The following is a 23263-nucleotide window of genomic DNA, read 5'->3' on the forward strand; positions in this document are numbered from 1 at the left end:
TGCCTTGCCCGCCGAATGCAGCCTGATTACATGATCCTTGAAAAAGAAGGCATTTCCCATGGCAATACAATCTTCTGTTCTCGACCTCATCGGCAATACGCCGCTCATCAGGCTGGCGGCTGCATCCGATGCAACCGGATGCGAAATTCTCGGCAAGGCCGAATTTCTCAATCCCGGTCAGTCGGTCAAGGATCGCGCGGCGCTCTATATCATTAGAGATGCCGAGAAGAAGGGGCTTCTGAAGCCGGGCGGAGTGATCGTCGAAGGGACCGCCGGCAATACCGGTATCGGTCTGACCCTGGTCGCAAAGGCATTGGGGTATCGAACCGTCATCGTCATTCCGGAGACCCAGAGCCAGGAGAAGAAGGACGCGCTGAGACTGATGGGCGCCGAGCTCGTGGAAGTACCAGCCGTTCCCTACAAGAACCCGAACAACTATGTGAAGGTTTCCGGTCGCCTTGCCGAGCAGCTTGCCAAGACGGAGCCTGCGGGCGCGATCTGGGCAAACCAGTTCGACAATGTTGCCAACCGGCAGGCCCATATCGAGATGACTGGCCCGGAGATCTTCGAACAGACGGGCGGCAAGGTGGACGGCTTCGTGTGCGCAGTCGGCTCCGGCGGTACGCTGGTCGGTACAGCCATGGCGTTGCGGGCGCTTAAGCCCGGCGTCAAGATCGGCATCGCGGATCCGGAAGGTGCCGCACTCTACGAATTTTATGCGCACGGCGAGATGAAATCCGAGGGAAGTTCGATCACCGAGGGCATCGGTCAGGGACGTATCACCGCCAATCTCGAAGGGTTTGCGCCTGACTTTTCCTATCGCATCTCGGACGCTGAAGCGCTGCCGATCGTGTTCGATCTGATCGAGAACGAGGGGCTTTGCCTTGGCGGCTCTTCCGGCATCAACATCGCTGGCGCGATGCGCCTCGCGAAGGATCTCGGTCCCGGCCATACGATCGTGACGATCCTTTGCGACTACGGCAACCGCTATCAGTCCAAACTTTTCAACCCGGATTTTCTGCAGTCCAAGGGCCTGCCGGTTCCGGGCTGGCTCACGAAGAAGACCAAGATCGATATTCCGTTCGAAACCGTCTGAAACCGACCGCAGAGAACAGAACCGATGGCAACCGAACTCCTCTATCGCGACGACTTCTATCTCTCGACACTGGAGGCGGTTGTTACCGCGATCCATGAGGATGGCGGCATCGAATTCGACCGCACCTGCTTCTATGCGACATCTGGGGGGCAACCTGGTGATACCGGCAGTCTGGAACGCGCCGACGGAACCAGGATCAAGCTTGGCCAGACACGGCACGGCGAGACGAAGGACATCGTCGTCCACGTTCCGCTGGAAGGCGAACCGCGGCCGACGGTAGGTGAAACTGTTGTCATGCATGTCGACTGGGACAGACGGCACAAGCTGATGCGAATGCATACGGCCTGCCATCTGCTGTCGGTCGTCTGCTCCTACCCGATCACCGGTGCCGCAGTTGGCGAAGACGAGTCGCGTGTCGATTTCGACATGACGGCCGTGATCGACAAGGACGAGGTGACCGCCGGCTTGATGGATCTCGTCACGCAGAACCATCCGGTCTACCTGCAATGGATCACCGACGCGGAACTGGCAGCCAATCCCGGCATCGTCAAATCGAAGAACGTCCGGCCGCCGGTCGGGCTCGGACGCGTCAGCCTTGTCTGCATCGGCGAGGATTCGAGCGTTGACAGCCAGCCGTGCGGCGGCACACATGTTGCAAACACCGGGGAAGTGGGCGCTATCCACATTTCCAAAATCGAGAAGAAGGGCAAGGAAAACCGTCGCTTCCGGATCCGGTTCGGCGATATCGCCACGGATGCCTGAAGACACTCGTTTGTCCGGACCGGTTTCTCACCGAATACCGCGTTTTATCAAGGTAGGAGTTTTGACATGAGCGACACCAGCCGTTTCGTCGTTTCGTCCGGGTGGCTCGAAAACGAGCTCGGAAGCCCGGATTTGAGGATCGTCGACGCCTCCTTCTACCTGCCTGCCCACAACCGCGATGCAGATGCCGAATATGCGGCAGGGCATATTCCCGGTGCCGTGCGTTTCGATCACGACAAAGTCGCGGATCATTCCACCGGTCTCCCGCATATGGTGCCCTCGCCCGATGTGTTTGCCGATGCTGTCGGCAAGCTCGGCATCAGCGAGAATGACCGCATCGTCATCTATGACGGCCCGGGCATCTTTTCTTCGCCGCGCGGCTGGTGGCTGTTCCGCATTATGGGTGCGAAACAGGTGTTTATCCTGGACGGTGGCCTCGATGGCTGGAAAGCGGAAGGGCGAGCGCTCGAAACCGAGATCCCCTCGCCGGTTGCGTCCAATTTCGATGCGGAGCTTCGCCTCGACAAGGTCATCGACTACCATCAGATGATGTCGATCGTCAGCGATCGTACAAGCCAGATTGCGGATGCACGGCCGGCCGGACGCTTTACCGGCACAGAGCCGGAACCCCGCGCTGGCATGCGCTCCGGTCACATGCCGGGTGCCGTCAACGCTCCCTCCAGCAGCTTTTCGACAAACGGCAAGCTGAAGACGATACCCGAACTGCGCCAGGCTATCGAAGCCGCGGGAATCGATTTGGGGCGCCCGGTCGTGACGAGCTGCGGTTCGGGCATTACCGCTGCGATCATCACGCTTGCGCTGGAATCGCTCGGGCATGAGGACAACGCGCTTTATGACGGGTCTTGGACGGAATGGGGCGGACGCTCGGACACGCCGATCGAGACAGGACCGGCTAAGCCTACCCCTGCAATCTCGTCGCAGGCGTAACGATGGCGAAAAAGCCCGTACCGCTGAAGGCGCGCGTCACCGTTCTGGAAATGACGGCCGCGCCCAAGACCAGCATGCCGATTCCGGCCAACATTCAAACCGCCATCATACGCGCTACCGAAGTGCCGTTGCATTTCTACCGGTACCTATACCGGCAAGTCGGCAAACGCTGGCACTGGTACGATAGGCTGCGGCTGTCAGACGCCGAGCTTGCGGCCGCGATACACAACCCGCGCTGTTCGATCACGATCCTTCTGGTCGACGGATCGCCAGCCGGATTCTACGAGCTGAACTCTACTGACGACAACGTCGTAGAGCTGTCCTATTTCGGCCTGTTCGAGCGGGCCCTCGGGCTCGGCATCGGCAAGTGGTTCCTGACGCAGGCTCTTTATTCTGCGTGGCAGAACAACCCGGAGAAGGTCACCGTCACCACCAATTCGCTCGACCATCCCCGAGCGCTGCAGCTCTACCAGATGATGGGTTTTTCACCCGTCTCGACATACGAGGCCGAGATCGTGCCGATGACCAGCGCGGAACTGGTAAAGGTGCTGGACAGCTAGCTCGCGCAAGGATCGGGTGGCGCTTCGAAGCTCGACGGGTCATCTCCTATATATAGAAAAGGAGACGACCATGCCAATCTTCAACGCGATCCCGGGTGACCACGCAGAGCATCTATGGAACGGAGGCAGCGATTCCTACGGACACCAGCCGGAGACCATGATCTCGGATGGTCCCGGATATCCTTGCCGCCATTGCCTCAGGAATATCGGCGCGGGCGAAAGCCTGTTCGTTCTTGCCTATCGACCGTTTCCGACAACGCAGCCCTATGCCGAAACCGGTCCCATCTTCCTGCATAAGACGCCCTGCCCACGGTTTATCGCGGAAGAGGTTCTACCGCCAATTCTGGTCAGTCCGGATTACATCGTCCGGGGTTATGGAGAGAATGACAGGATCGTCTATGGCACGGGTGCGGTGACCCCGACGTCCGAAATCATGCGGCGCGCCGAAGACCTGCTTCAACGCGCCGATATCGCCTATGTCCACGTTCGCTCGGCCCGCAACAACTGTTTCCAGTGCCGGATTGACGCGGCTTAGCAGGAGCCCCTTATGCCTGCGGGTCTCCGCCGTCCCGCTCCAGCTTTTCGGCAAAATCGAGGAGCTGCCGCACGAGATCGCCCGCAGCCTTGTCGTTTTGTTCGATCCTGCGAGCCGACACTTCTCTCAGGTTGAGAAGCGCCGCTTCCACACTGCGCGGCAGAGCCGGGCCGCGGTCATGATGTGGCCCCCTGTCGTGATCGCGGTGGTGTTCGTGCCGTTCCTGCTTCAGCTTGATCTTTTCAGCCAGCTCGGACAAGCGCTCGAGGATGGTCGTTGCGAAACTGCGGTTCTCATCGAGATGCGCACGGCCCTCGTCAGTGATGGTGTAACGCTTCTTGTTGCCATCCGCTTCAGCCGTCACGTAGCCGGCTTCCTCAAGATAGGTCAGCGTCGGATAGATGACGCCGGGGCTGGGTGCGTAAAAACCATACGTCATATCTTCGATATGTTTTATGATCTCGTAGCCGTGGCGGGCTTCTTTCTCGATCAAGGCCAGGACGACCAGTCTGAGATCGCCCTGCATCAGAAAGCGACCGATACGTCCCTCGCCATCGTCGCCGAAGCCACGACCACCGCCCGGCCCGCCTTTTCCGCCAAAACCCCTACCCGCAAAGCCTTTGCTGAACGGACCGCCCCGCATGGTAAATAGTCCCTCGAAGCCCGAGCGATCGGCGTTGCAGCTTCTGTGGGTTTCAAATCGTTGAAACATCTTACTCTCCTTTAGAGTATCTTTCGATATATCTAAAGCTAGCACATTTCCGCAATACTGCAAGCTGCCAGATATATCTAAGTCATATCCGTTTGATTTTTGTGGCGGATTTTTTTCGAGCTATCTGCGGCGCGCGGTGCGGCCGATCCGGATTGACCGTCGCGTCGTTACCCGGCAGTCACCGAACTTTTGCCGACCGTCATTTTAGGGATGCGTCCGTGGGCGATTGTGCCTAAGCTCGCCTCCATCAGTGATCCGGAGGGAGATATTAGATGTCGCTTTTCACCAAAGACCTTTTCGAAAATCATGCGGTCTCGCGCCGATCCCTTCTCGGTGGCATTGCGGCCACATCGGCGCTGGTCATGCTCCACCCGTTTGCGGCACGCGCGGCCGCCAACCAGGCGCATCTGCGGCTGATGGAGACGACAGACATCCACGTGCATGTCTTCCCTTATGATTATTATGCCGACAAGCCGAACGACACACTTGGACTGGCCCGTACCGCCTCGATCATCGATTCGATTCGAGCCGAAGCCGGAAATTCGATGCTGATCGACAACGGCGACTTCCTGCAGGGCAATCCGCTCGGGGACTACATCGCCTATGAGCGTGGCATGAAAGAGGGCGACAAGCATCCGGTGATCACTGCGATGAACGTGCTGGGATATGACGTCGGCACGCTTGGAAACCACGAATTCAACTACGGCCTCGATTTCCTGTTCAAGGTTCTTGCAGGATCCGGCTTCCCGCATGTCTGCGCCAACCTGACCAAGGGCCAGCTTGCCTCCAGTGCCAAGGACGACGATCTCTTCTTCAAACCCTACGTGATCATCGAAAAGCAGATCCGCGACGGTTCCGGCCAGTCGACCCCGATCAAGGTCGGCTTCATCGGCTTCGTGCCGCCACAGATCATGACCTGGGATAGCAAGAATCTTGAGGGCAAGGCGCAGACGCGCGATATCATCGATGCTGCCAAGGCCTGGGTGCCTGTCATGAAGGAGGAAGGCGCCGACATCGTCATCGCCCTATCCCATTCCGGCATCGATGGTTCCGGCCAGAGCGATCGGATGGAAAACGCGTCTCTTTATCTCGCAGGGATCGAGGGTATCGATGCGATCTTCACCGGTCACCAGCATCTGGTTTTCCCGGGTCCAAAGGATTTCGAGGGCATTGCCGGCGCTGATGCCAAGAAAGGCACGCTGATGGGCAAGCCCGCCGTCATGGCCGGGTTCTGGGGCTCCCATATGGGTCTGATCGACCTGTTGATCGAAAAGGATGGCAGCGGCTGGAAGATCGTCGATTCCACCTCGGAAGTCAGACCGATCTATCACCGCGACGAAAATCGCAAGGTCGTTGCCGACGTCAAGGACAAGCCTGAGGTCACCGCGGCCATCAAGCCGGAACACGAGGCGACGCTTGCCTATATTCGCCGTCCGGTCGGCAAGACATCCGCGCCGCTCTATTCCTACTTCGCGCTGGTCGCGGATGATCCGTCGGTGCAGATCGTCTCAAATGCGCAGACCTGGTACATCAAGGACATGCTGAAGGATGGCGAGTACAAGGACCTCCCGGTGCTATCCGCCGCCGCTCCCTTCAAGGCCGGCGGTCGCGGCGGTGCGGATTACTTCACCGACGTCCCGACCGGCGACATCGCCATCAAGAATGTCGCGGATCTCTATCTCTATCCCAACACGGTTCAGGCCGTGCTGATATCGGGCGCGCAGGTCAAGAACTGGCTGGAAATGTCGGCTGGCATGTTCAACCAGGTCAAGCCGGGATCAAAGGATGTTCCGCTGCTCAACGCCGGTTTCCCGTCCTACAATTTCGACGTGATCGATGGCGTGACCTACCAGATCGACCTGTCCCAGCCGTCGCGCTTCGACAAGGACGGAAAGGTACTGGACGAGAATGCTCACCGTATCGTCGACCTGATGTTTGACGGCAAGCCGATCGATCCGGCACAGAAGTTTGTCGTCGTCACCAATAACTACCGTGCCGGCGGTGGCGGCAAGTTTCCGGAGATCGCCAGCGACAAGGTCATTTTCGTCGCACCCGACACCAACCGCGACGTCGTTGTTCGCTACATCATCGATCAAGGGACGATCAATCCTTCGGCCGACGACAACTGGTCGTTCAAGGCGCAGCCCGGATCCACGGCCCTGTTCGAGACCGGACCCAAGGCGCGCCAGTTTGCCGGCAGCCTGAAGGGGACGAAGATCGAGGATGCCGGCGACGGCGAGAACGGTTTCGCGAAGTTCAGACTGGTTCTCTGAGGCGCCCCATCCAGTCGTCCGGCCGAGGAGGCGTGTTATTCGGCAGCCTGCCAATACGTCCTTTCCGGCTCCTGCTTCAGGAGTTCGGGAAGGTCATCATGGTTTGGACATGAGGACAGCTTGGCTGCAAACGATTCGATCAACCACTGTCCCGCGGGTCCGGGCGGATTGGATGCCTTTCGCAAGGCGTAGATCGGATATTGCCCCTGCTCGTACGCGTCGATATCCAACGCGACCAGATCGCCGTTGCGGATGTCATCGAGCACCAGGGACGCCGGAAGCCCACCCCAACCAAGCCCACCCTTGATCAGCTGATACTTGGTGGCGATGTCACTGATGCGCCAGATCTTGTAGGACAGGACGTTGAAGTTACGCCCTGCGGTAAGGCCTGACGCGTCGGTCACGACCAGTTGCGTCTCGTCGCGCACGTCGGCGAGGGTGAGTGTGCGGTTGAGCTTCACCAGTGGATGGTCAGGCGCTGCGACCGGCAAGAGGTAGGAATGACCGATCCTTTCGGCAATCAGCGAATCGTCCTGCTTAAGGAGAGCGCCACCGATGCCGATGCCGGCCCGTCCACTGATGACCTGGCCCATCACCATGCCGAGTTCCCCGACGCTGAGGTTGAGGGCGACACTTGGAAATTTCTCTCGGAATTCGCGTAGCTGGCTGACCACCGCGTCGGCCGGCACCATCACGCTGACGGCCAGCGTGATCTCGGCTTCCAATCCCTGAGTGATGCTCTTTGCCCGAGACCGCATGATCTGCAGGTCGGCAACAATTCGCCGCGCATCCATCAGCATCGCCCGCCCGGCCTCGGTCAGTTTTGGCTGACGCGCCCCGGCCCGGTCGAACAATTGAATCTCGAGCTGCGTCTCGAGGTTGGCAATCGTGTAGCTGACAACCGACTGAGCCCGGTTCAGCAGGCGTGAGGCGGCCGAAAAACTGCCGCTTTCGGCAACTGCGATGAAGACCTGCAGCTGATCGAGGGTGGGATTCGCGTCCATGTGACCTATCCAGATTTTAGATGGAAAGCTTCGACATTATCCCCATTCCATCGATTGCCGTCTACTCCTATTTGTCTTCTCAGACAGGCGACCTCCAGTCTCCCACCGTCGAGAAATTCATAGGAAACAAAGCAATGCCATCCATCCTTCTCGTTACATCCAGCCCTCGCGGCAACGAATCGCTGTCGACAAAGATTGCTACGGAATTTGTCGACAAGCTGAAGGTCCAGCATCCAGGCGCGACTGTTGTGACCCGTGATTTGGGTCAGAACCCGATCGCCCATCTCGACACCGTGACCACATCTGCGATCCGCAAGCCCGCAGACGCTCGCAATTTCGAGGAAGCGGCAGCAGCGAAACTGTCCGATGAACTCGTCGCCGAGTTGCTCGCCGCCGATACGGTCGTGCTTGCCACGGGCCTGATCAATTTCAATATCTATTCGACGCTGAAAAGCTGGATCGACAACGTTGCCCGCGCCGGCATGACGTTCCGCTACACAGCCGAAGGTCCGCAGGGACTTGCGACCGGCAAGAAGGTCTATGTGGTTCTGTCGGCCGCCGGCATCTATTCGGAAGGCCCGGCCATGGCGATGAACCACGCCGTTCCTTACCTCAAGACGGTTCTTGGCTTCATGGGCATGAGGGATGTCGAAGTGATCTACATTGAAGGTACCGCATTCGGTCCGGAAGCGTATGAGAAGGCGATTGCCGCCGCACAGGATCGCACGCAGCAGCTTGCACTGGCGGCCTGATCCTAGACGTCCACACCGGTTGGTGAGACGAGACGCCCCTGACGGCCGTGGACATTGTCCCGGCCGTCTTTCTTTGCGTGATAGAGGCGTTGGTCCGCAACGCCGAACAGTGTCGCGAATGTGTCGCCATCGTCAGACGTGGTCGCCACTCCGATCGACACGGTGATGCACTTGCCATCCGGCCTGATGACAGACGCGCAGATATCCTGGCGAAGCCGCTCGGAGAGCGCCAAGGCTCCTTCGTGGTTCGTGTTCGGCAGGATCAGCACAAACTCCTCGCCGCCGAACCGCGAGAGATGATCGCGCGGCCGCGTTCGGGCCTTGAGCTGCGCTGCCACGTCCTTGAGCACCTCGTCCCCCTTCATGTGACCGAAGAGATCGTTCACGTCCTTGAACCGGTCTGCGTCGATGATCACGAGACTGAGCTGCTGCCGCATGTCGATACTTTGCTTGATCATCGCCGGCGCATCGGCTTCCAGCCGGTTGCGATCGAAAACGCCGGTCAACCGATCGACGCCGCTTGTGGCAAGCAGCGCCTGATACCGCTCGCGAAACGTCAGATCGTGAAAAATGTCGGCAATTTCGCGCCGCGACAAGGCAAGCCTCGGAATCTGTTCGACCTTGAGATAGGCTAGCAGCAGCACGGAATAGATGATCACCGCGAGCATTTTGGCGTACCAACCGCCGAACAGGACCGATAGCGGCGCGTCGAACAGCAATCGCAGTCCGGAGTAGAAGGCAAGCTGGTCAAAGCTTAGAACGATCGCACCGCTGACGGCAAAGCGCAGGATGATATGGCGCCTGAAGATCCGGCCGAAACGCTCATAGAGAAGAATGATGGCGATGGCGTCGATATAGAGCAGCGCCGTGCCCCATACCATGAGTGAGCCCATCTCGTTGAGAAAGACCATGTCGGCAGGTCGTCCGGCGGGAAGGGTGACGACCGGATGCGCCTGCAGGATCTGCGCGATGAGAACCGTCAGGAGATTGCCGAGAAACAGTCCGTAGATGGGTTGGCGCACCGTCGAGGCATCCTCTTTCAAGTACAAGAGGAGGATCATCATCAGCTTGCCCGCAAAGAAGACGGACGATCCGGGCGATACCAGCCCGAACGGCAGTTCGACATAGAAGACCGCCGCGAGGTAGGTCTCCATGAAGTGCATCACACCGAGCGCAGCCAAGAACACGCCAAGGCCAAGCTGGCGCCTGAAATGCAGGAAGGCGGCCATGATCGTGAAATAGACGATCGCTTCTGCAACGAACAGAAAGAGGTTCAGAACCTGCATCATCACGCCTTTTAAGCCTGGCGGACCTCGCGTTCACATCCCAAAGCCATGACTTTGTTGGATAATCGCAACACCAGTTATGCCGGTAAATTGCTGCGGCGCAATAGAGGATCTCGCGGGACGGACGAACAATCAGGCAGAGCGCGAAACGGCGCCATCCGAAAACAGCGAGGCGCCATTCTGATCAATGATCTGCTGTGCCTTGCGAACGGCATATTCGGATGCGTCCTCCGCAGAGGTGAACATGTCTGCCCGCACGAAAGTGCGGACGAGTGTTTCGCCGGCGACATCTTTTTCGATGCGACCGGCAAGCCGGAACTGGCTGCCTTCCTTGATCGGTGCAGGATAGATGCGGCATTCGCCATGCATCTGCGGCTCGGCTTCCCGTGCGGGCGCGGTTTCGGATTTCGGGCCGGAAAACATCGAAAGAAGAGAGGAAAGAAACGAAGCCATGGATGAGTGCTACCCTTTGCTCGGCACCGGCGGAATCCGAAGACCATTCCGGTGCGATTTCGACAAAATCAGATGATCAGGTTGGCAAGGATCTCGTTTTCGGTGATGTCCTCGTAACCAAGCCCCGCCGCCTCGAAGCGCTCGTGCAGACCGGCAAAGTTTCCGGACTCTGTTGTTTCAATGCCGATGAGGATCGAGCCAAAGTTGCGGGCCGACTTCTTCAGGTATTCGAAACGCGCGATATCGTCTTCCGGACCGAGAAGATTGAGAAAGTCTCGCAGGGCGCCCGGACGCTGCGGAAGGCGCAGGATGAAGTATTTCTTCAACCCCGCATAGCGCATCGCCCGTTCCTTGACGTCCGGAAGGCGTTCGAAATCGAAGTTGCCGCCGGAAACGATGCAGACTACCCGCTTTCCGGCCAGCTTCTCGCGGCCGAGCATCTCGAGCGCGGTGATCGACAGAGCACCGGCGGGCTCCAGCACAAAGCCTTCGAGGTTGAGCATCTCCGTGAGCGTCACGCAGATCGCGTTTTCGGGAACGAGCAGAACCTGATCGGGAGAAAATCCCTTCAGCATCTCGAAATTCAGTTCGCCGATCCGCGCAACCGCAGCGCCATCCACGAAGTTGTCGACCTTCGGGAGTGTGACGAGCGACCCGGTCTGGAGGCTGGTTTTCAGGCTCGGGGCACCTGTCGGCTCGGTGAAAATAAAGTTTTCCTTCGCCACCACGTCGGAAAGATAGCCGCTCAGTCCTGACGCAAGCCCACCACCGCCGACCGGCATGATGACGAGATCAGGCGTTGCGCCTTCCGGCAGTTGCTCGAGGATTTCAGCAGCGACTGTCGCCTGCCCCTCGATGATATGAGCCGCATCGAACGGTGGCACCATCATGCCACCGGTCTCCTCCACATGGGCGCGTGCCGCGGCATAGCACTGGTCAAAGATGTCGCCGACGAGCTTGATGGTGATGTACTGGCCGCCGAAGATCCGCGTCTTGTCGATCTTCTGCTGCGGCGTCGTTACCGGCATGAAGACGACGCCCGGCACTTCGAAATGCCGGCACACGAAGGCAAATCCCTGCGCGTGATTGCCGGCTGAGGCACAGACGAAGGTGCGATCCTTTGCCCCGTCGGCGATCGCCTTGCGAAGAAAGTTGAAGGCGCCGCGGATTTTGTAGGAGCGGACCGGAGACAGGTCCTCGCGCTTCAGCCAGATCTCTGCGCCGTATTTACGGCTCAAATGTTCGTTGAGCTGAAGCGGCGTCTCCGGAAAGATCGTCCGCATTGCGGCTTTTGCTTCGTCGACACCGAGCTTCGTCACGCTAAACATCCCAATTCTTCACGATTTCATCCGCTATGCCACACGTGCCGTAACAAGACCAAGGCCGTTTTGCAGACTTTCCGTTCTGTGCGCGTTTTTGGGAACAAAAACATCGATGCCCCAGAATCTTCGTGCAATGGCGACGCGCTCTGCGCGGCACTATTGATGCAGGAGTTTGCCGATGAACCGGGTCGCTTCCGGCAGACCCGATCGCCAATAGGTCCAGTCGTGGCCACCTTCACGCGCCATGAAGCGGTGCGGCACGCCGAGCTTCTGCAGCTTGACCGTCAGTTCCGCATTGCCCACGAAGAAGCTGTCGGACGATCCGCAATCGATGAAGAGTTCCGTTTTGCGGATTGCGTCTGGAGGCGTCTTGTCGACGAGATCGAGAACGCTGTTGGCGTAGTAAGGCTGGTTCAGCCGATCCGTGCCACTCAACCCCTCACCCCATGCCTTGCCGTACCGACGGTCATAGCCTGCCTGATCCATCGCTACAATCTGCTGATCGGTTCTGAACGCAGCACTCAGCGCCGCAGCACCGGCAAACAGATCCGGATATTTCAGCGCGTAGGCCATGGCTGCATAACCACCCATGGAAAGTCCCAGAATGCCGCGCGACTTCTTGCCTGCGATCACCGGGAACGAGCCCTCAACGTGCGGAATGAATTCCTTCACGAACATATCCTGCCACAGATATTTTCCGTCGGCATCGTTCATATAATAGGTGTTGAACTTGTTTTCCTCGTCCCGCCGACCCTCAGGCGTCACGGCGATGAAGGGCGGTACTTCGCCGCTTTCGATCAGTTTGTCGAAGATCAGGTTGGCGTTCCCATACCGGTACCAGTCCTGATTCTTTCCATCGCCACCACCGTGCATCAGATAGATGACCGGGTATCGCCGTTCGTCGGATCCGTAGCCTGGAGGAAGATAGAGAGTAAACTCGACATTCTTGCCGAGGATCCGGCTCGCCATCACCTGGCCTTCCTTTACGACGCCAGCCGCGAATGCATTCGCGCTGACGAATAGACCGGCCACAACGATCAAAATTGCCCTGAGCATACGTTTTTCTCCTACCGCTCCTGATGGAAGTAGAGAGCAAGGAGATCAATTCAATTTGGAAAGGTTAAGAATGATGGTGCGGACGACGGGGGTCGAACCCGTAAGACCTGAGGTCGGCAGATTTTAAGTCTGCTGCGTCTACCAATTTCGCCACGTCCGCCTGGTTTCCTGTTTCGTGAAGTTCGCCTTCGACGTCAAGGACGGAAATTGCAGGCGGCGGCAGGTGCGCAACAAAAAAGCGCGGAGCCGAGGCCCCGCGCTTTTCACTTGAAGTGGGCAGATCAGGCGCAGAGCTTGGCTGCAGTCTTTGCAACGTGGGCGCCCTGGGAGCGTGCGCCTTCGAGTTCAATCTCGGAAGGCTGGCGCGAGCCGTCGCCGTTGGTGATGGTCGTGGCGCCGTAAGGCGAGCCACCCATGACTTCTTCCGTGCCCATCTGGCCCTGGAAGGAGTAAGGCAGACCAACCACGGCCATGCCCTGGTGAAGGAAGGTCGGGATGAAGCCAAGAATCGTCGATTCCTGGCCGCCATGCTGGGTGGCCGACGAGGTGAACACGGAGCCGACCTTGCCGATCAGCTTGCCGGCGAACCACAGGCCACCGGTCTGATCCCAGAAATTGCGCATCTGCGAGGCAACCGAACCGTAACGGGTACCGGCACCGACGATGATCGCATCGTATTCAGAGAGCTCGTCCGGTGTGGCGATCGGAGCCTTCTGATCAAGCTTGAAGTGCGATGCCTTGGCAACCTCTTCAGGAACCAGTTCCGGAACGCGCTTGACGGTCACTTCGGCACCGGCCGAGCGAGCGCCTTCGGCGACAGCATACGCCATCGTCTCGATATGGCCGTACGAGGAATAGTAGAGAACCAGTACTTTTGTCATTGTTTTCAATTCCTTTGCAGGTGCTGGAATGATGATCGCAAGGCGGCGACGGACCACGTCACGATCATGGCAAGCAGGACGCTTTCCGATAACAGGCCTTGAGGCTTAGCTAGCGCAGTGTCACAGCACCGGCCAGAGGGCGATCTCTGCACGGACTGTCCACAATTGCTGAACGCGATCGAATGTTTGTCGTTTCATTCGCACGTCAGTTTTTGGATTGAACGATTGCAATCGTTTCCCGGCGCGCGCTAACGTTCCCGTGCAATGAGAAAGCGAGCGCCTCCATGTCCGATACCCTGTCATCCTCACCTACCCTCGTCAGCGCGGCGATGCTCGCCATCGGCGACGAGCTTCTTTCCGGCCGGACCAAGGACAAGAATATCGGCCACCTCGCCGACCTGCTGACGCTTTCAGGCATCGACCTGAAGGAAGTGCGCATCGTTGCGGACGAAGAAGACGCGATCGTTGAGGCTCTGAACGCTTTGCGTGCCCGCTACGATTACGTCTTCACATCCGGCGGCATCGGCCCGACCCATGACGACATCACAGCGGATGCAGTCTCGAAAGCATTCGAAGTGCCCTGCATTCACGACCCGGAAGCGATGCGGTTGCTCGCCGAGATGTACAAGCGCCGCGAAATGGAATTCACCGAGGCCCGCCAACGCATGGCGCGGATGCCGCAGGGTGCCACGCATATCGCCAATCCGGTTTCAACGGCACCCGGCTTCGTCATCGGCAATGTCCACGTGATGGCCGGTGTACCGCAGGTGTTCCAGGCGATGATGGACAATGTTCTGCCGACGCTCAAATCGGGCTCGAAAGTGCTGTCGCGGGCAATTGCCTGCCCTTATGGCGAGGGCGATATCGGGACCCCGCTTGCGGCTGTGCAGAAGGCGCATCCGGAGACCAGCATCGGCTCTTATCCAAAATACGATGGCAAGCGCTTTTCAACCGAGCTGGTGGTCCGCGCCCGCGATCCGCAGGTTCTGGACGCGGCCGCGCAGGCTGTCGCGGACATGATTGCCAATATCGACGGCACCCGGATTGCCGACAACCCGACGGCAGACGCCTGAGAGAGACCTGCGCGAGCTGGCCTTCCCCAAGTCGATCGACCAAGCCCGATCTGGGCATCACGTAACAATTAGAGACCGGCTTTCGGCTCCCCGGCGCCGGTCAACAAGGGAGATGACGCCATGGCTTACAAAACCATTCTTGCTGTCCTCGACATTCCGCAGAACGCCCGGCAAATGGCGGATTTTGGCGCGGCCCTGGCTGAAACGTTCTCCGCCCACCTGATTGGCGTGCATGCCGAGACGCTTGCCGCCGTGCCGTTGATTGCGCCAATGGAGATCCCCGATCCCGCAGCGGTCCAGGTCCTGCAGGAGGTTGCCCAGAAGGAAACGGCCATGGTCGCCGACATCTTCAACACGGTGTCCACGCGTGAGGGACTGTCGCGCGAATGGCGCAGTTTCGTCTCCTCTGCCGGATATGGCGCGATTTCGGTGATGGAGACTGCCCGGACCGCGGACCTCATCATTGCAAGCCAGAGCGACCCTTCGCATTCGGATCACCGGGCCGATCTCGAAACATTCCTGTTCGAGAGCGGTCGCCCGATGTTGCTCGTTCCCCACCGGATGACCGCCTTCAAGCCGATCGAGCGTGTTCTGATCGGTTGGAACGGTTCCAAGGAAGCGGCCCGCGCGACCTTCGACGCCCTGCCCTTCCTCAAGACCGCCGCAAGTGTGGAAGTGCTCGTCGTCGACCCGCCGGAGCGCGGCGACCAGACGGCCGAGTTTGCGGGAACCGAGATTGCCACAAGTCTTGCGCGACATGGCGTCAACGTCACTGTCACCACGCGGATCGGTAGCCGCGAGACGCCAGCCAAAGCCATCGAAAACCGGCTTTTGGACGACAGTATCGATCTGCTGGTCATGGGTGGCTACGGCCATTCCCGCTGGTGGGAAATGCTGTTCGGAGGGACGACACGCAGCGTTCTGGATTCAATGACCGCGCTGACGCTGCTGTCGCGATGAAGGGTCGGGCGGAAGTCGTTCTACCCACCTTGCCAGAAACATCCGTTTCCCGCTATTAGCGAGAGCCAAAGCAGATCTAAGCCAAGGCTCTCCAATGTCTCTTCCCGAAAAAGCTTTCCCCGTCTCCTGGGACCAGTTCCACCGTGATGCGCGCGCGCTGGCGTGGCGTCTCGCCGGTTTGGGTCAGGAGTTCAGAGCCATCGTCTGCATCACGCGCGGCGGCCTTGTGCCGGCGGCGATTATTTCGCGCGAGCTGAACATCCGTCTGATCGAGACCGTCTGCATCGCGTCCTACCACGACTACGTCAACCAGGGTGAGATGAACCTTCTGAAAGGGATTTCGCCCGAGCTCTGCGAAGACGGTGGTCTTGGCATCCTCGTGATCGACGACCTGACCGACACCGGCAAGACAGCCTCCGAGGTGCGTGCCATGCTGCCAAAGGCGCATTTCGGCTGCGTCTATGCAAAGCCGTCAGGCGTGCCGATGATCGATACGTTCGTGACCGAGGTCAGCCAGGATACGTGGATCTATTTCCCCTGGGATATGGGCTTCACCTACCAGGAGCCGATCGCCAAGGGCCACAAGGGCTGAATTGCCATACGACGTCCAGACCGGCCCACCCGTGCCGGTCTGTCTTCGCGCAACCGGTTTTAGACGATCAGGAAATCCTGATAGCTCAGCGCCAGGCTCTTATCGAGATGGGCGATCATGATCGAGCCGCCGGACTTGCTGCCGTTGGCATCGTAGAACAGATTTCCGGTATCAGTTTCGTAGACCAGAAAATCGTTGCTGTCCTTGGCCGCCGGCGACGTGCTTTTCAGGAAATTGCCGCTGGAAATCGCTCCGTTCTTGGTGAAGGCGATGAAGATCGCGTTCTCCAGATGGATCAGATCGTCCACGACCGAGAAGTCGGTGATCGTATCGACATTCGTTGAGCTGTTCAGCGCCGAACTGAAGACGAACGTGTCCTTGCCGCTGCCACCGGTCAGGGTATCGTTTCCGGTACCACCGATCAGCTTGTCGTTGCCGCCGTTGCCGATCAGCTTGTCTTGTCCAGCCCGACCTTCGAGGATGTTGGCGACCGCGTTGCCGACGATGACGTCCACGCCCTTGCCGCCGATCGCGTTCTCGATCACCGTGCCCCGCGACAGCGAGAGATTGTTGATCCCGCCCGAGACGCTCGAGAATTCCTCAGCATTGAGGTCGATCCGCTGGTTTCCCGACGCCCAGCTGAAATTCAGCGTATCGCTGCCGCCGGTATCGACCAGGTTCATCGCGACATCCTTGCCGAGGAAGTCGGACTTGAGGTCGTAGGTTGTGTTGCCCGAACTGATCGCCGTGGTCCCGTAGAGGTTGCGGATGGCAAGGACGTCCACCATCATCGGCGTGATGGAGGTGGTGCCGGAGCCACCGGCCCAGACACTGACCTGATCGTCGAAATAGGACATCACCGTCAGTTGTGAGGAATCGTTTTCGAACCGATTGTCGATGCCCCAGGTGGCGTTGCCATCATAGTTGCCCGCATGGCCGAGCCCCAGCGCATGACCGATCTCGTGCACATAGGTGGACATCGTGTAGCTGTCTGCGCCCGCGCCGTAGTCGGTGATCCAGCTTGCCGCAACATTGACGAAAGACGCCGTGGTGAAACCACCGATGATCGACGTCGATCCGCCGTAAGCGCCGCCCTCCTTGTCGTCGAAGGAGATCTGTGCCGAACCGGACACGAACTTGAACCTGATGCCGGAGGCTTCCGTCCAGGCAGTGAGAGCCCACTTGGCCAGCTGCTGGCCCTGGGCGGTCAGCGCACCGACGTTGACGGTCAACGTGCCGCCGGCCGCGATATTGAATTTGAAGGGCGTGCCGCCGTCGCTGGTCCAGAAATCAGTGGTCAACTGCTTGGCGATCGTATCGTAGCTTGCGAATTTCGGGGCGGTAACAACCGTCGTCTTCAGCGCATAGTCGCCTGACCATTCGTCGTCGTGACTGCCGACGCGGATATAGTAGGTGCCACTCTTTTCGGCAAAGACGCTGAGCGTCGACTTCTCGAAGTCCGTGTCGAGACTGTTCTCGTCGATATCAATCGCGATGCCGTCCGCGTCCATGACCTGGAGACCGGCCCAGCCGACCGTCCCCGACATGTCGAACTGATAGGCTTTGCCTGCCGTAAGCGAGACCTTGATCCAATCGGCATCTCCGGTCGCCAGCGCGCCGGTGAACGTGTCGCCGGCAGCGATCTTGTAGGCCGTGGAACGGCTAGCCGCTGCGTCAGTCTCTTCCGTGTAAGTCGCCATTCAAGTCTCCCCCGGCCTTCCTGTGGCCATTCAAAATCCTGATGCCTCGACAAGCTGCCGGGCAAATGCCTTCAGAATATCGTCATTCAAAGCCGCGTCCGAGACGACGGTCGTCACGACCGGTCCGGAACGCCAGCCAGCAGCTCCGTCTGCCTTCCAGCGCAATCTCGCAGACACGCTGTTTGTGCGAGCGCGCGTCACCTCGAAGACGAACTGTCCATAACCAGGTCCTCGACCCGTCATCTGCTCGACTGTGGAGCGGACAGCATTACAGGCGGATCTCGAAACTGCAGTATCCATGGTATTCGCAAATTCGCAACGATACGAAGGTCGTTGCGTCGCATCGGCAAACGCGGCGAGCGAGCCGGAGGTACAGATCAGCACGAGCCCGAGTGTGCGAAAGATTGCCTGACGACTATGCCGCGCAACGACGTCGCCGAACATCACGGGCTCCCTCTTTTGAACTCGCTTTTTGCGAAACCTACTTCCATCCCGGTTAGATATACGAAAACCGTTTACGGTACATTTGCGGAATACGAGGGATGAGAAATCGGAGCGATGGACTTACCCCTGCAAGACGTGCCGTTTGGAAACATTTCCGGCTGTCAACAGAGCGAACCGCATTTTCCCAACCTCGAAAATAATCCGAAATTGTCGCCAGTGTCACACAGATGCTTCAGAGCATAGGCAAAGTCCCTGCTTTACAGGCGTCGCACTGTCGAAGCAGTCCTGATCGCGAACGCCGTCCAATTGCGTGAACTTTGCGCAGTTCGGTACTTGACGTCGTAAATCACTGAGATTCCTCAACGTTTTTTCTTCCCCGTTATCCACAGCCAAACCTACAATATCTTGTGGTTACGAAACCACTAACAACTACGGCTTGACGAATCTCCCCTGGAGGTCGACATTGCCTTCAGGTTGCGGCGGCGACTGGACCGGGAGTAACGAGGCCGGTTCTTTTTCGAGTCAAAATGGGTTTCCTGCAGGTCGTGGCGGTTCTTGAGGATCGCCTGGTGACGGATTTCCATGGCCGCTCGATGGTCTGCTGAAACGGTGCTGGCGCTGGCGGAAAGAAACTGTTAATACTATATTTAGTGTTTGCAAGCACCATCCATCACAAGATACAGACATGCCATCCATGATGTTTCACTGGGTGATAAAATTTTGACCGGCTGCCCATGATGGCGAGCAGCCGGCATGAACACGTGCGCCCCATCGAGTGGCGCCTCACTGACGAGGGATTAGGCAATGCGCATCGAACGTCGTTTCACCAAGCCGGAAACGGGCGCCTACGGAGAGATTGAATTCCGCAAGGCAACCAGCGAGATCCGTAATCCGGATGGCTCGATCGTCTTCCGGCTTGCGGATATCGACGTGCCCACGCAGTTCTCGCAGGTTGCGACGGACGTTCTGGCGCAGAAGTATTTCCGCAAGGCCGGCGTGCCTGCGCGCCTGAAGAAAGTCGAAGAAAACGACGTTCCGTCGTTCCTCTGGCGTTCGGTTGCCGATGAAAAGGCGCTGCGCGATCTTCCCGAAGGCGATCGCTACGGTTCGGAAATCGATGCGCGCCAGGTGTTTTCGCGTCTTGCCGGTACCTGGACCTACTGGGGCTGGAAGGGCGGCTATTTCACGTCGGAAGACGACGCGTCCGCGTTCATGGACGAGCTTGCCTATATGCTTGCCACCCAGCGCGTTGCGCCGAACAGCCCGCAGTGGTTCAACACCGGCCTGCACTGGGCCTATGGCATCGACGGTCCCGGCCAGGGCCATTTCTATATCGACCCGTTCACCGGCAAGCTGACCAAGTCGAAGTCGTCTTACGAGCATCCGCAGCCGCATGCCTGCTTCATCCAGTCGGTCGGCGATGACCTCGTCAACGAAGGCGGCATCATGGACCTGTGGGTTCGCGAAGCCCGCCTGTTCAAGTACGGCTCCGGCACCGGCTCCAACTTCAGCCATCTGCGCGGCGAAGGCGAAAAGCTTTCGGGCGGCGGTCGCTCCAGCGGCCTGATGAGCTTCCTCAAGATCGGTGACCGTGCAGCCGGCGCCATCAAGTCGGGCGGCACGACGCGCCGCGCGGCGAAGATGGTCGTGGTCGATATCGACCATCCGGATATCGAGGAATACATCAACTGGAAGGTCAAGGAAGAGCAGAAGGTTGCCGCCCTCGTCACTGGTTCCAAGATCGTCAGCCGTCATCTGAAGGCGATCATGAAGGCTTGCGTCAACTGCGAGGCCGATGGCGACGAGTGCTACGACCCGCTGAAGAACCCTGCCCTGAAGCGCGAGATCAAGGCTGCCAAGAAGGACCAGGTTCCGGAAAACTACGTCAAGCGCGTCATCCAGTTCGCCCGCCAGGGCTACAAGGATCTCGAGTTCAAGACCTACGACACCGACTGGGATTCGGAAGCATACCTCACTGTCTCCGGCCAGAACTCCAACAATTCCGTTTCGCTGAAGGACGACTTCCTCAAGGCGGTCGAGAATGATGGCGACTGGAACCTGACCGCCCGCAAGGACGGCAAGGTCATGAAGACGCTGAAGGCAAAGGATCTGTGGGAACAGATTTCCTATGCCGCATGGGCGTCTGCCGATCCGGGCATCCACTTCAACACGACGATGAACGACTGGCACACGTCGCCGGCCGGTGGACCGATCCGCGGCTCGAACCCGTGCTCGGAATACATGTTCCTCGACGACACGGCCTGCAACCTTGCCTCGCTGAACCTTCTTCAGTTCAAGAACCCGGCGACGAAGAACATCAACATTGCCGATTACGAGCATTCGGTCCGCCTGTGGACCGTCGTTCTCGAAGTCTCGGTCATGATGGCGCAGTTCCCATCGAAGGAAATTGCCGAACTCTCCTACCAGTACCGCACGCTCGGCCTCGGCTATGCCAACATTGGTGGCTTCCTGATGTCGTCGGGCATTCCGTATGACTCGAAGGAAGGCCGCGCCATTGCCGGCTCGCTGACCGCGATCATGACCGGCGTTGCCTATGCGACGTCTGCCGAAATGGCCGGCGAACTCGGACCGTTCGCGAATTTCGCGCCGAACCGCGAAAGCATGCTGCGGGTCATCCGCAACCACCGCCGCGCAGCTTACGGCGAAACCTCCGGCTACGAGCAGCTGTCGGTCGATCCGGTTGCGCTGATCCACTCGGAAAACCCGGACCAGGATCTAGTCGTCCATGCAAAGGCTGCCTGGGACAAGGCGCTGCAGCTGGGTGAAAAGCACGGCTATCGCAACGCGCAGACAACAGTGATTGCGCCGACAGGCACGATCGGTCTCGTGATGGACTGCGACACGACTGGCATCGAGCCCGACTTTGCGCTGGTCAAGTTCAAGAAGCTCGCCGGCGGCGGCTACTTCAAGATCATCAACGGTGCGGTTCCGGAAGCCCTGCGCAGCCTCGGCTATACCGAAAGCCAGCTTGCCGAGATCGAGGCCTATGCGGTCGGTCACGGCAACATCAACCAGGCTCCCGGCGTCAATCCCGGTTCGCTGAAGGCGAAGGGCTTCTCTGACGAGAAGATCGCTGCCATCAACGGCGCAACCAAGGCTGCCTTCGACATCAAGTTCGTGTTCAACCAGTGGACGCTCGGCACCGACTTCCTCAAGGAGACCCTGAAAGTTTCCGACGAGCAGCTCGCCGACATGAGCTTCAACCTGCTCGAGCATATCGGTTTCTCGAAGAAGGACATTGAAGCTGCCAACATCCACGTTTGCGGTGCGATGACGCTGGAAGGCGCACCGTTCCTCAAGGACGAGCATCTGCCGGTGTTCGATTGCGCCAACCCGTGCGGCAAGATCGGCAAGCGCTACCTGTCGGTTGAAAGCCACATCCGCATGATGGCGGCCGCCCAGCCGTTCATCTCCGGCGCGATCTCCAAGACGATCAACATGCCGAACGAGGCAACCGTCGAAGATTGCGGCGCGGCCTACATGCTGTCCTGGAAGCTGGCTCTGAAGGCCAATGCCCTCTACCGCGATGGTTCGAAGCTGTCGCAGCCGCTCAACGCCTCGCTGATCGACGAAGACGATGCGGAGGATGCGATCGAGGACCTGATTGCAGCACCAACTGCCGCACAGGCCGTGACGATCACCGAAAAGATCGTCGAGCGGATTGTCGAACGCGTCACCCGCGAACGGGAAAAACTGCCGAACCGCCGGCAGGGTTACACCCAGAAGGCCAATGTCGGCGGACACAAGGTGTATCTGCGCACCGGTGAATTCGGTGACGGCCGCATCGGCGAAATCTTCATCGACATGCACAAGGAAGGCGCCGCCTTCCGCGCGATGATGAACAACTTCGCCATCGCCATCTCGCTCGGTCTCCAGTACGGCGTACCGCTCGAGGAATATGTGGAGGCCTTCACCTTTACCAAGTTCGAGCCGGCCGGCATCGTGACGGGCAATGACGCGATCAAGAACGCCACGTCGATCCTCGACTACGTGTTCCGCGAACTGGCCGTGTCCTATCTCGGCCGTCACGATCTGGCGCATGTGGATACGTCGGACTTCTCGCAGACGGCACTTGGCAAGGGTATCGAGGAAGGCAAGACCAACCTTCTCTCCACCGGCTGGACGCGCGGCTACAAGCCGACCCTCGTCTCGGGTGGTTCCGACCGGTTGGCTGGCAACGAGCCGAAGGGTTCGGCAGGGGGCTCCGCGCCAAAGGCCTCGGTCGGCAGCGGCGGCGGCAACGTCACATCGTTTGCCGGCTCGGCTGCCCGCAAGCTCGAAACCACGCTTGCGATCTCCACATCGGAAGTCGTGTCCTTCAAGCGCGACTACGAAGAGCGGCCTCGCGAAGTGGCAGATGACATCGCCGACGAGCAGCTTGCCGACGAAGGCCAGCAGGTCGCAACCGCCCTCTTCTCCGACAAGGCTGAGGCAGACGCTGCCGCTGCCAAGGCGGAAGCCAAGAAGAAGGAAGCCGATCGCCGGATGAAGTCGATCATGCAGGGCTACACCGGCAACATGTGCACCGAGTGCCAGAACTTCACCATGGTCCGCAACGGAACATGCGAAAAGTGCGACACCTGCGGCGCAACGAGCGGCTGCAGCTGATTTGAGACGGGATTGGTGAGCGGCTAGCCCTCACCTGAGCCAAATTAGTCTAACCTGATCCCCGCACTGATGATGTTCAGTGCGGGGATTTTTCTTGCGGCCTTTTCGTCAAACACTGAATAAACGCTGTTCGTAGCTGTTCCCTCGAAACAGTCTTTCCCGTGTATGCCAAAAGCGAGGAACCGAGCTTAGAGCGCTGGCGACCCACGGCCAGCAACGGCATGA

The 23263-nt window shown here is 59.0% G+C and carries 20 protein-coding genes and 1 tRNA gene; 11 read left to right on the plus strand and 10 right to left on the minus strand.

The window, feature by feature from the left end:
- Positions 1–58: 58 nt before the first annotated feature.
- The 5 genes from AC0JZ8_RS15680 (at position 59) to AC0JZ8_RS15700 (ending at position 3901) form a co-directional block, all read left to right on the plus strand.
- On the plus strand, positions 59–1096 hold the full coding sequence (locus tag AC0JZ8_RS15680) for a cysteine synthase A (RefSeq protein ID WP_062580321.1): 1038 nt from the start codon (positions 59–61) through the stop codon (positions 1094–1096).
- Positions 1097–1120: 24 nt separating this feature from the next.
- Positions 1121–1858, plus strand: a complete 738-nt coding sequence (locus AC0JZ8_RS15685; RefSeq protein ID WP_174196762.1) for an alanyl-tRNA editing protein — start codon at positions 1121–1123, stop codon at positions 1856–1858.
- A 66-nt stretch (positions 1859–1924) separates the two neighbouring features.
- On the plus strand, positions 1925–2806 hold the full coding sequence (gene sseA / locus AC0JZ8_RS15690) for a 3-mercaptopyruvate sulfurtransferase (RefSeq protein WP_062580317.1): 882 nt from the start codon (positions 1925–1927) through the stop codon (positions 2804–2806).
- A 2-nt stretch (positions 2807–2808) separates the two neighbouring features.
- Positions 2809–3366 (plus strand): GNAT family N-acetyltransferase, encoded by a 558-nt coding sequence (locus AC0JZ8_RS15695; RefSeq protein WP_062457620.1) that lies wholly within the window; start codon positions 2809–2811, stop codon positions 3364–3366.
- A gap of 70 nt (positions 3367–3436) precedes the next feature.
- A complete protein-coding gene (locus AC0JZ8_RS15700) occupies positions 3437–3901 on the plus strand; it encodes a DUF1203 domain-containing protein (RefSeq protein WP_471892922.1) in 465 nt (154 codons plus the stop codon).
- Between the two features lie 10 nt (positions 3902–3911).
- On the opposite strand, the gene AC0JZ8_RS15705 is transcribed toward AC0JZ8_RS15700, so the two are convergent.
- Positions 3912–4613, minus strand: coding sequence for a PadR family transcriptional regulator (locus AC0JZ8_RS15705; protein WP_209900661.1), 702 nt, complete (start codon positions 4611–4613; stop codon positions 3912–3914).
- Positions 4614–4885: 272 nt separating this feature from the next.
- Here AC0JZ8_RS15705 and AC0JZ8_RS15710 point away from each other — a divergent pair, with 272 nt between their 5' ends.
- Positions 4886–6886, plus strand: coding sequence for a bifunctional 2',3'-cyclic-nucleotide 2'-phosphodiesterase/3'-nucleotidase (locus tag AC0JZ8_RS15710; protein WP_471892923.1), 2001 nt, complete (start codon positions 4886–4888; stop codon positions 6884–6886).
- 35 nt (positions 6887–6921) lie between these two features.
- On the opposite strand, the gene AC0JZ8_RS15715 is transcribed toward AC0JZ8_RS15710, so the two are convergent.
- The gene (locus AC0JZ8_RS15715; protein WP_062457631.1) at positions 6922–7890 is read right to left on the minus strand and encodes a LysR family transcriptional regulator; all 969 of its coding nucleotides are present in this window, start codon (positions 7888–7890) and stop codon (positions 6922–6924) included.
- A 134-nt stretch (positions 7891–8024) separates the two neighbouring features.
- On the opposite strand from AC0JZ8_RS15715, the gene AC0JZ8_RS15720 reads away from it, so the two are divergent.
- Positions 8025–8642, plus strand: coding sequence for an FMN-dependent NADH-azoreductase (locus tag AC0JZ8_RS15720; protein WP_471892924.1), 618 nt, complete (start codon positions 8025–8027; stop codon positions 8640–8642).
- 2 nt (positions 8643–8644) lie between these two features.
- On the opposite strand, the gene AC0JZ8_RS15725 is transcribed toward AC0JZ8_RS15720, so the two are convergent.
- The 6 genes from AC0JZ8_RS15725 to wrbA form a co-directional block, all read right to left on the minus strand.
- On the minus strand, positions 8645–9931 hold the full coding sequence (locus tag AC0JZ8_RS15725) for a GGDEF domain-containing protein (protein WP_174196768.1): 1287 nt from the start codon (positions 9929–9931) through the stop codon (positions 8645–8647).
- A 129-nt stretch (positions 9932–10060) separates the two neighbouring features.
- Positions 10061–10381, minus strand: a complete 321-nt coding sequence (locus AC0JZ8_RS15730; RefSeq protein WP_062580306.1) for an HlyU family transcriptional regulator — start codon at positions 10379–10381, stop codon at positions 10061–10063.
- Between the two features lie 68 nt (positions 10382–10449).
- Positions 10450–11700, minus strand: a complete 1251-nt coding sequence (gene ilvA / locus AC0JZ8_RS15735) for a threonine ammonia-lyase (RefSeq protein WP_425503222.1) — start codon at positions 11698–11700, stop codon at positions 10450–10452.
- Between the two features lie 159 nt (positions 11701–11859).
- Complete coding sequence (locus AC0JZ8_RS15740; protein WP_062457640.1) at positions 11860–12759, minus strand: alpha/beta hydrolase; 900 nt, start codon at positions 12757–12759, stop codon at positions 11860–11862.
- A 74-nt stretch (positions 12760–12833) separates the two neighbouring features.
- Positions 12834–12919 (minus strand) — tRNA-Leu (locus tag AC0JZ8_RS15745).
- A gap of 121 nt (positions 12920–13040) precedes the next feature.
- Entirely contained in the window at positions 13041–13640 is a 600-nt protein-coding gene (gene wrbA / locus AC0JZ8_RS15750) for an NAD(P)H:quinone oxidoreductase type IV (protein WP_471892925.1), read from the minus strand.
- Between the two features lie 284 nt (positions 13641–13924).
- Between wrbA and AC0JZ8_RS15755 the strand changes: the two genes are divergently transcribed.
- From AC0JZ8_RS15755 to gpt, 3 genes are all read left to right on the plus strand, one after another.
- Positions 13925–14713 (plus strand): competence/damage-inducible protein A, encoded by a 789-nt coding sequence (locus AC0JZ8_RS15755; protein ID WP_092662066.1) that lies wholly within the window; start codon positions 13925–13927, stop codon positions 14711–14713.
- 120 nt (positions 14714–14833) lie between these two features.
- Positions 14834–15673 (plus strand): universal stress protein, encoded by an 840-nt coding sequence (locus AC0JZ8_RS15760; RefSeq protein WP_471892926.1) that lies wholly within the window; start codon positions 14834–14836, stop codon positions 15671–15673.
- A gap of 94 nt (positions 15674–15767) precedes the next feature.
- Complete coding sequence (gpt, locus tag AC0JZ8_RS15765; RefSeq protein WP_092662062.1) at positions 15768–16265, plus strand: xanthine phosphoribosyltransferase; 498 nt, start codon at positions 15768–15770, stop codon at positions 16263–16265.
- Positions 16266–16324: 59 nt separating this feature from the next.
- On the opposite strand, the gene AC0JZ8_RS15770 is transcribed toward gpt, so the two are convergent.
- A complete protein-coding gene (locus tag AC0JZ8_RS15770; RefSeq protein ID WP_471892927.1) occupies positions 16325–17965 on the minus strand; it encodes a M10 family metallopeptidase C-terminal domain-containing protein in 1641 nt (546 codons plus the stop codon).
- A 30-nt stretch (positions 17966–17995) separates the two neighbouring features.
- Entirely contained in the window at positions 17996–18409 is a 414-nt protein-coding gene (locus tag AC0JZ8_RS15775; protein WP_471892928.1) for a hypothetical protein, read from the minus strand.
- A gap of 804 nt (positions 18410–19213) precedes the next feature.
- On the opposite strand from AC0JZ8_RS15775, the gene AC0JZ8_RS15780 reads away from it, so the two are divergent.
- The gene (locus AC0JZ8_RS15780; RefSeq protein WP_471892929.1) at positions 19214–23038 is read left to right on the plus strand and encodes a vitamin B12-dependent ribonucleotide reductase; all 3825 of its coding nucleotides are present in this window, start codon (positions 19214–19216) and stop codon (positions 23036–23038) included.
- The last annotated feature ends 225 nt before the right edge of the window (positions 23039–23263 follow it).

The organism is Velazquezella soli (assembly GCF_977018685.1).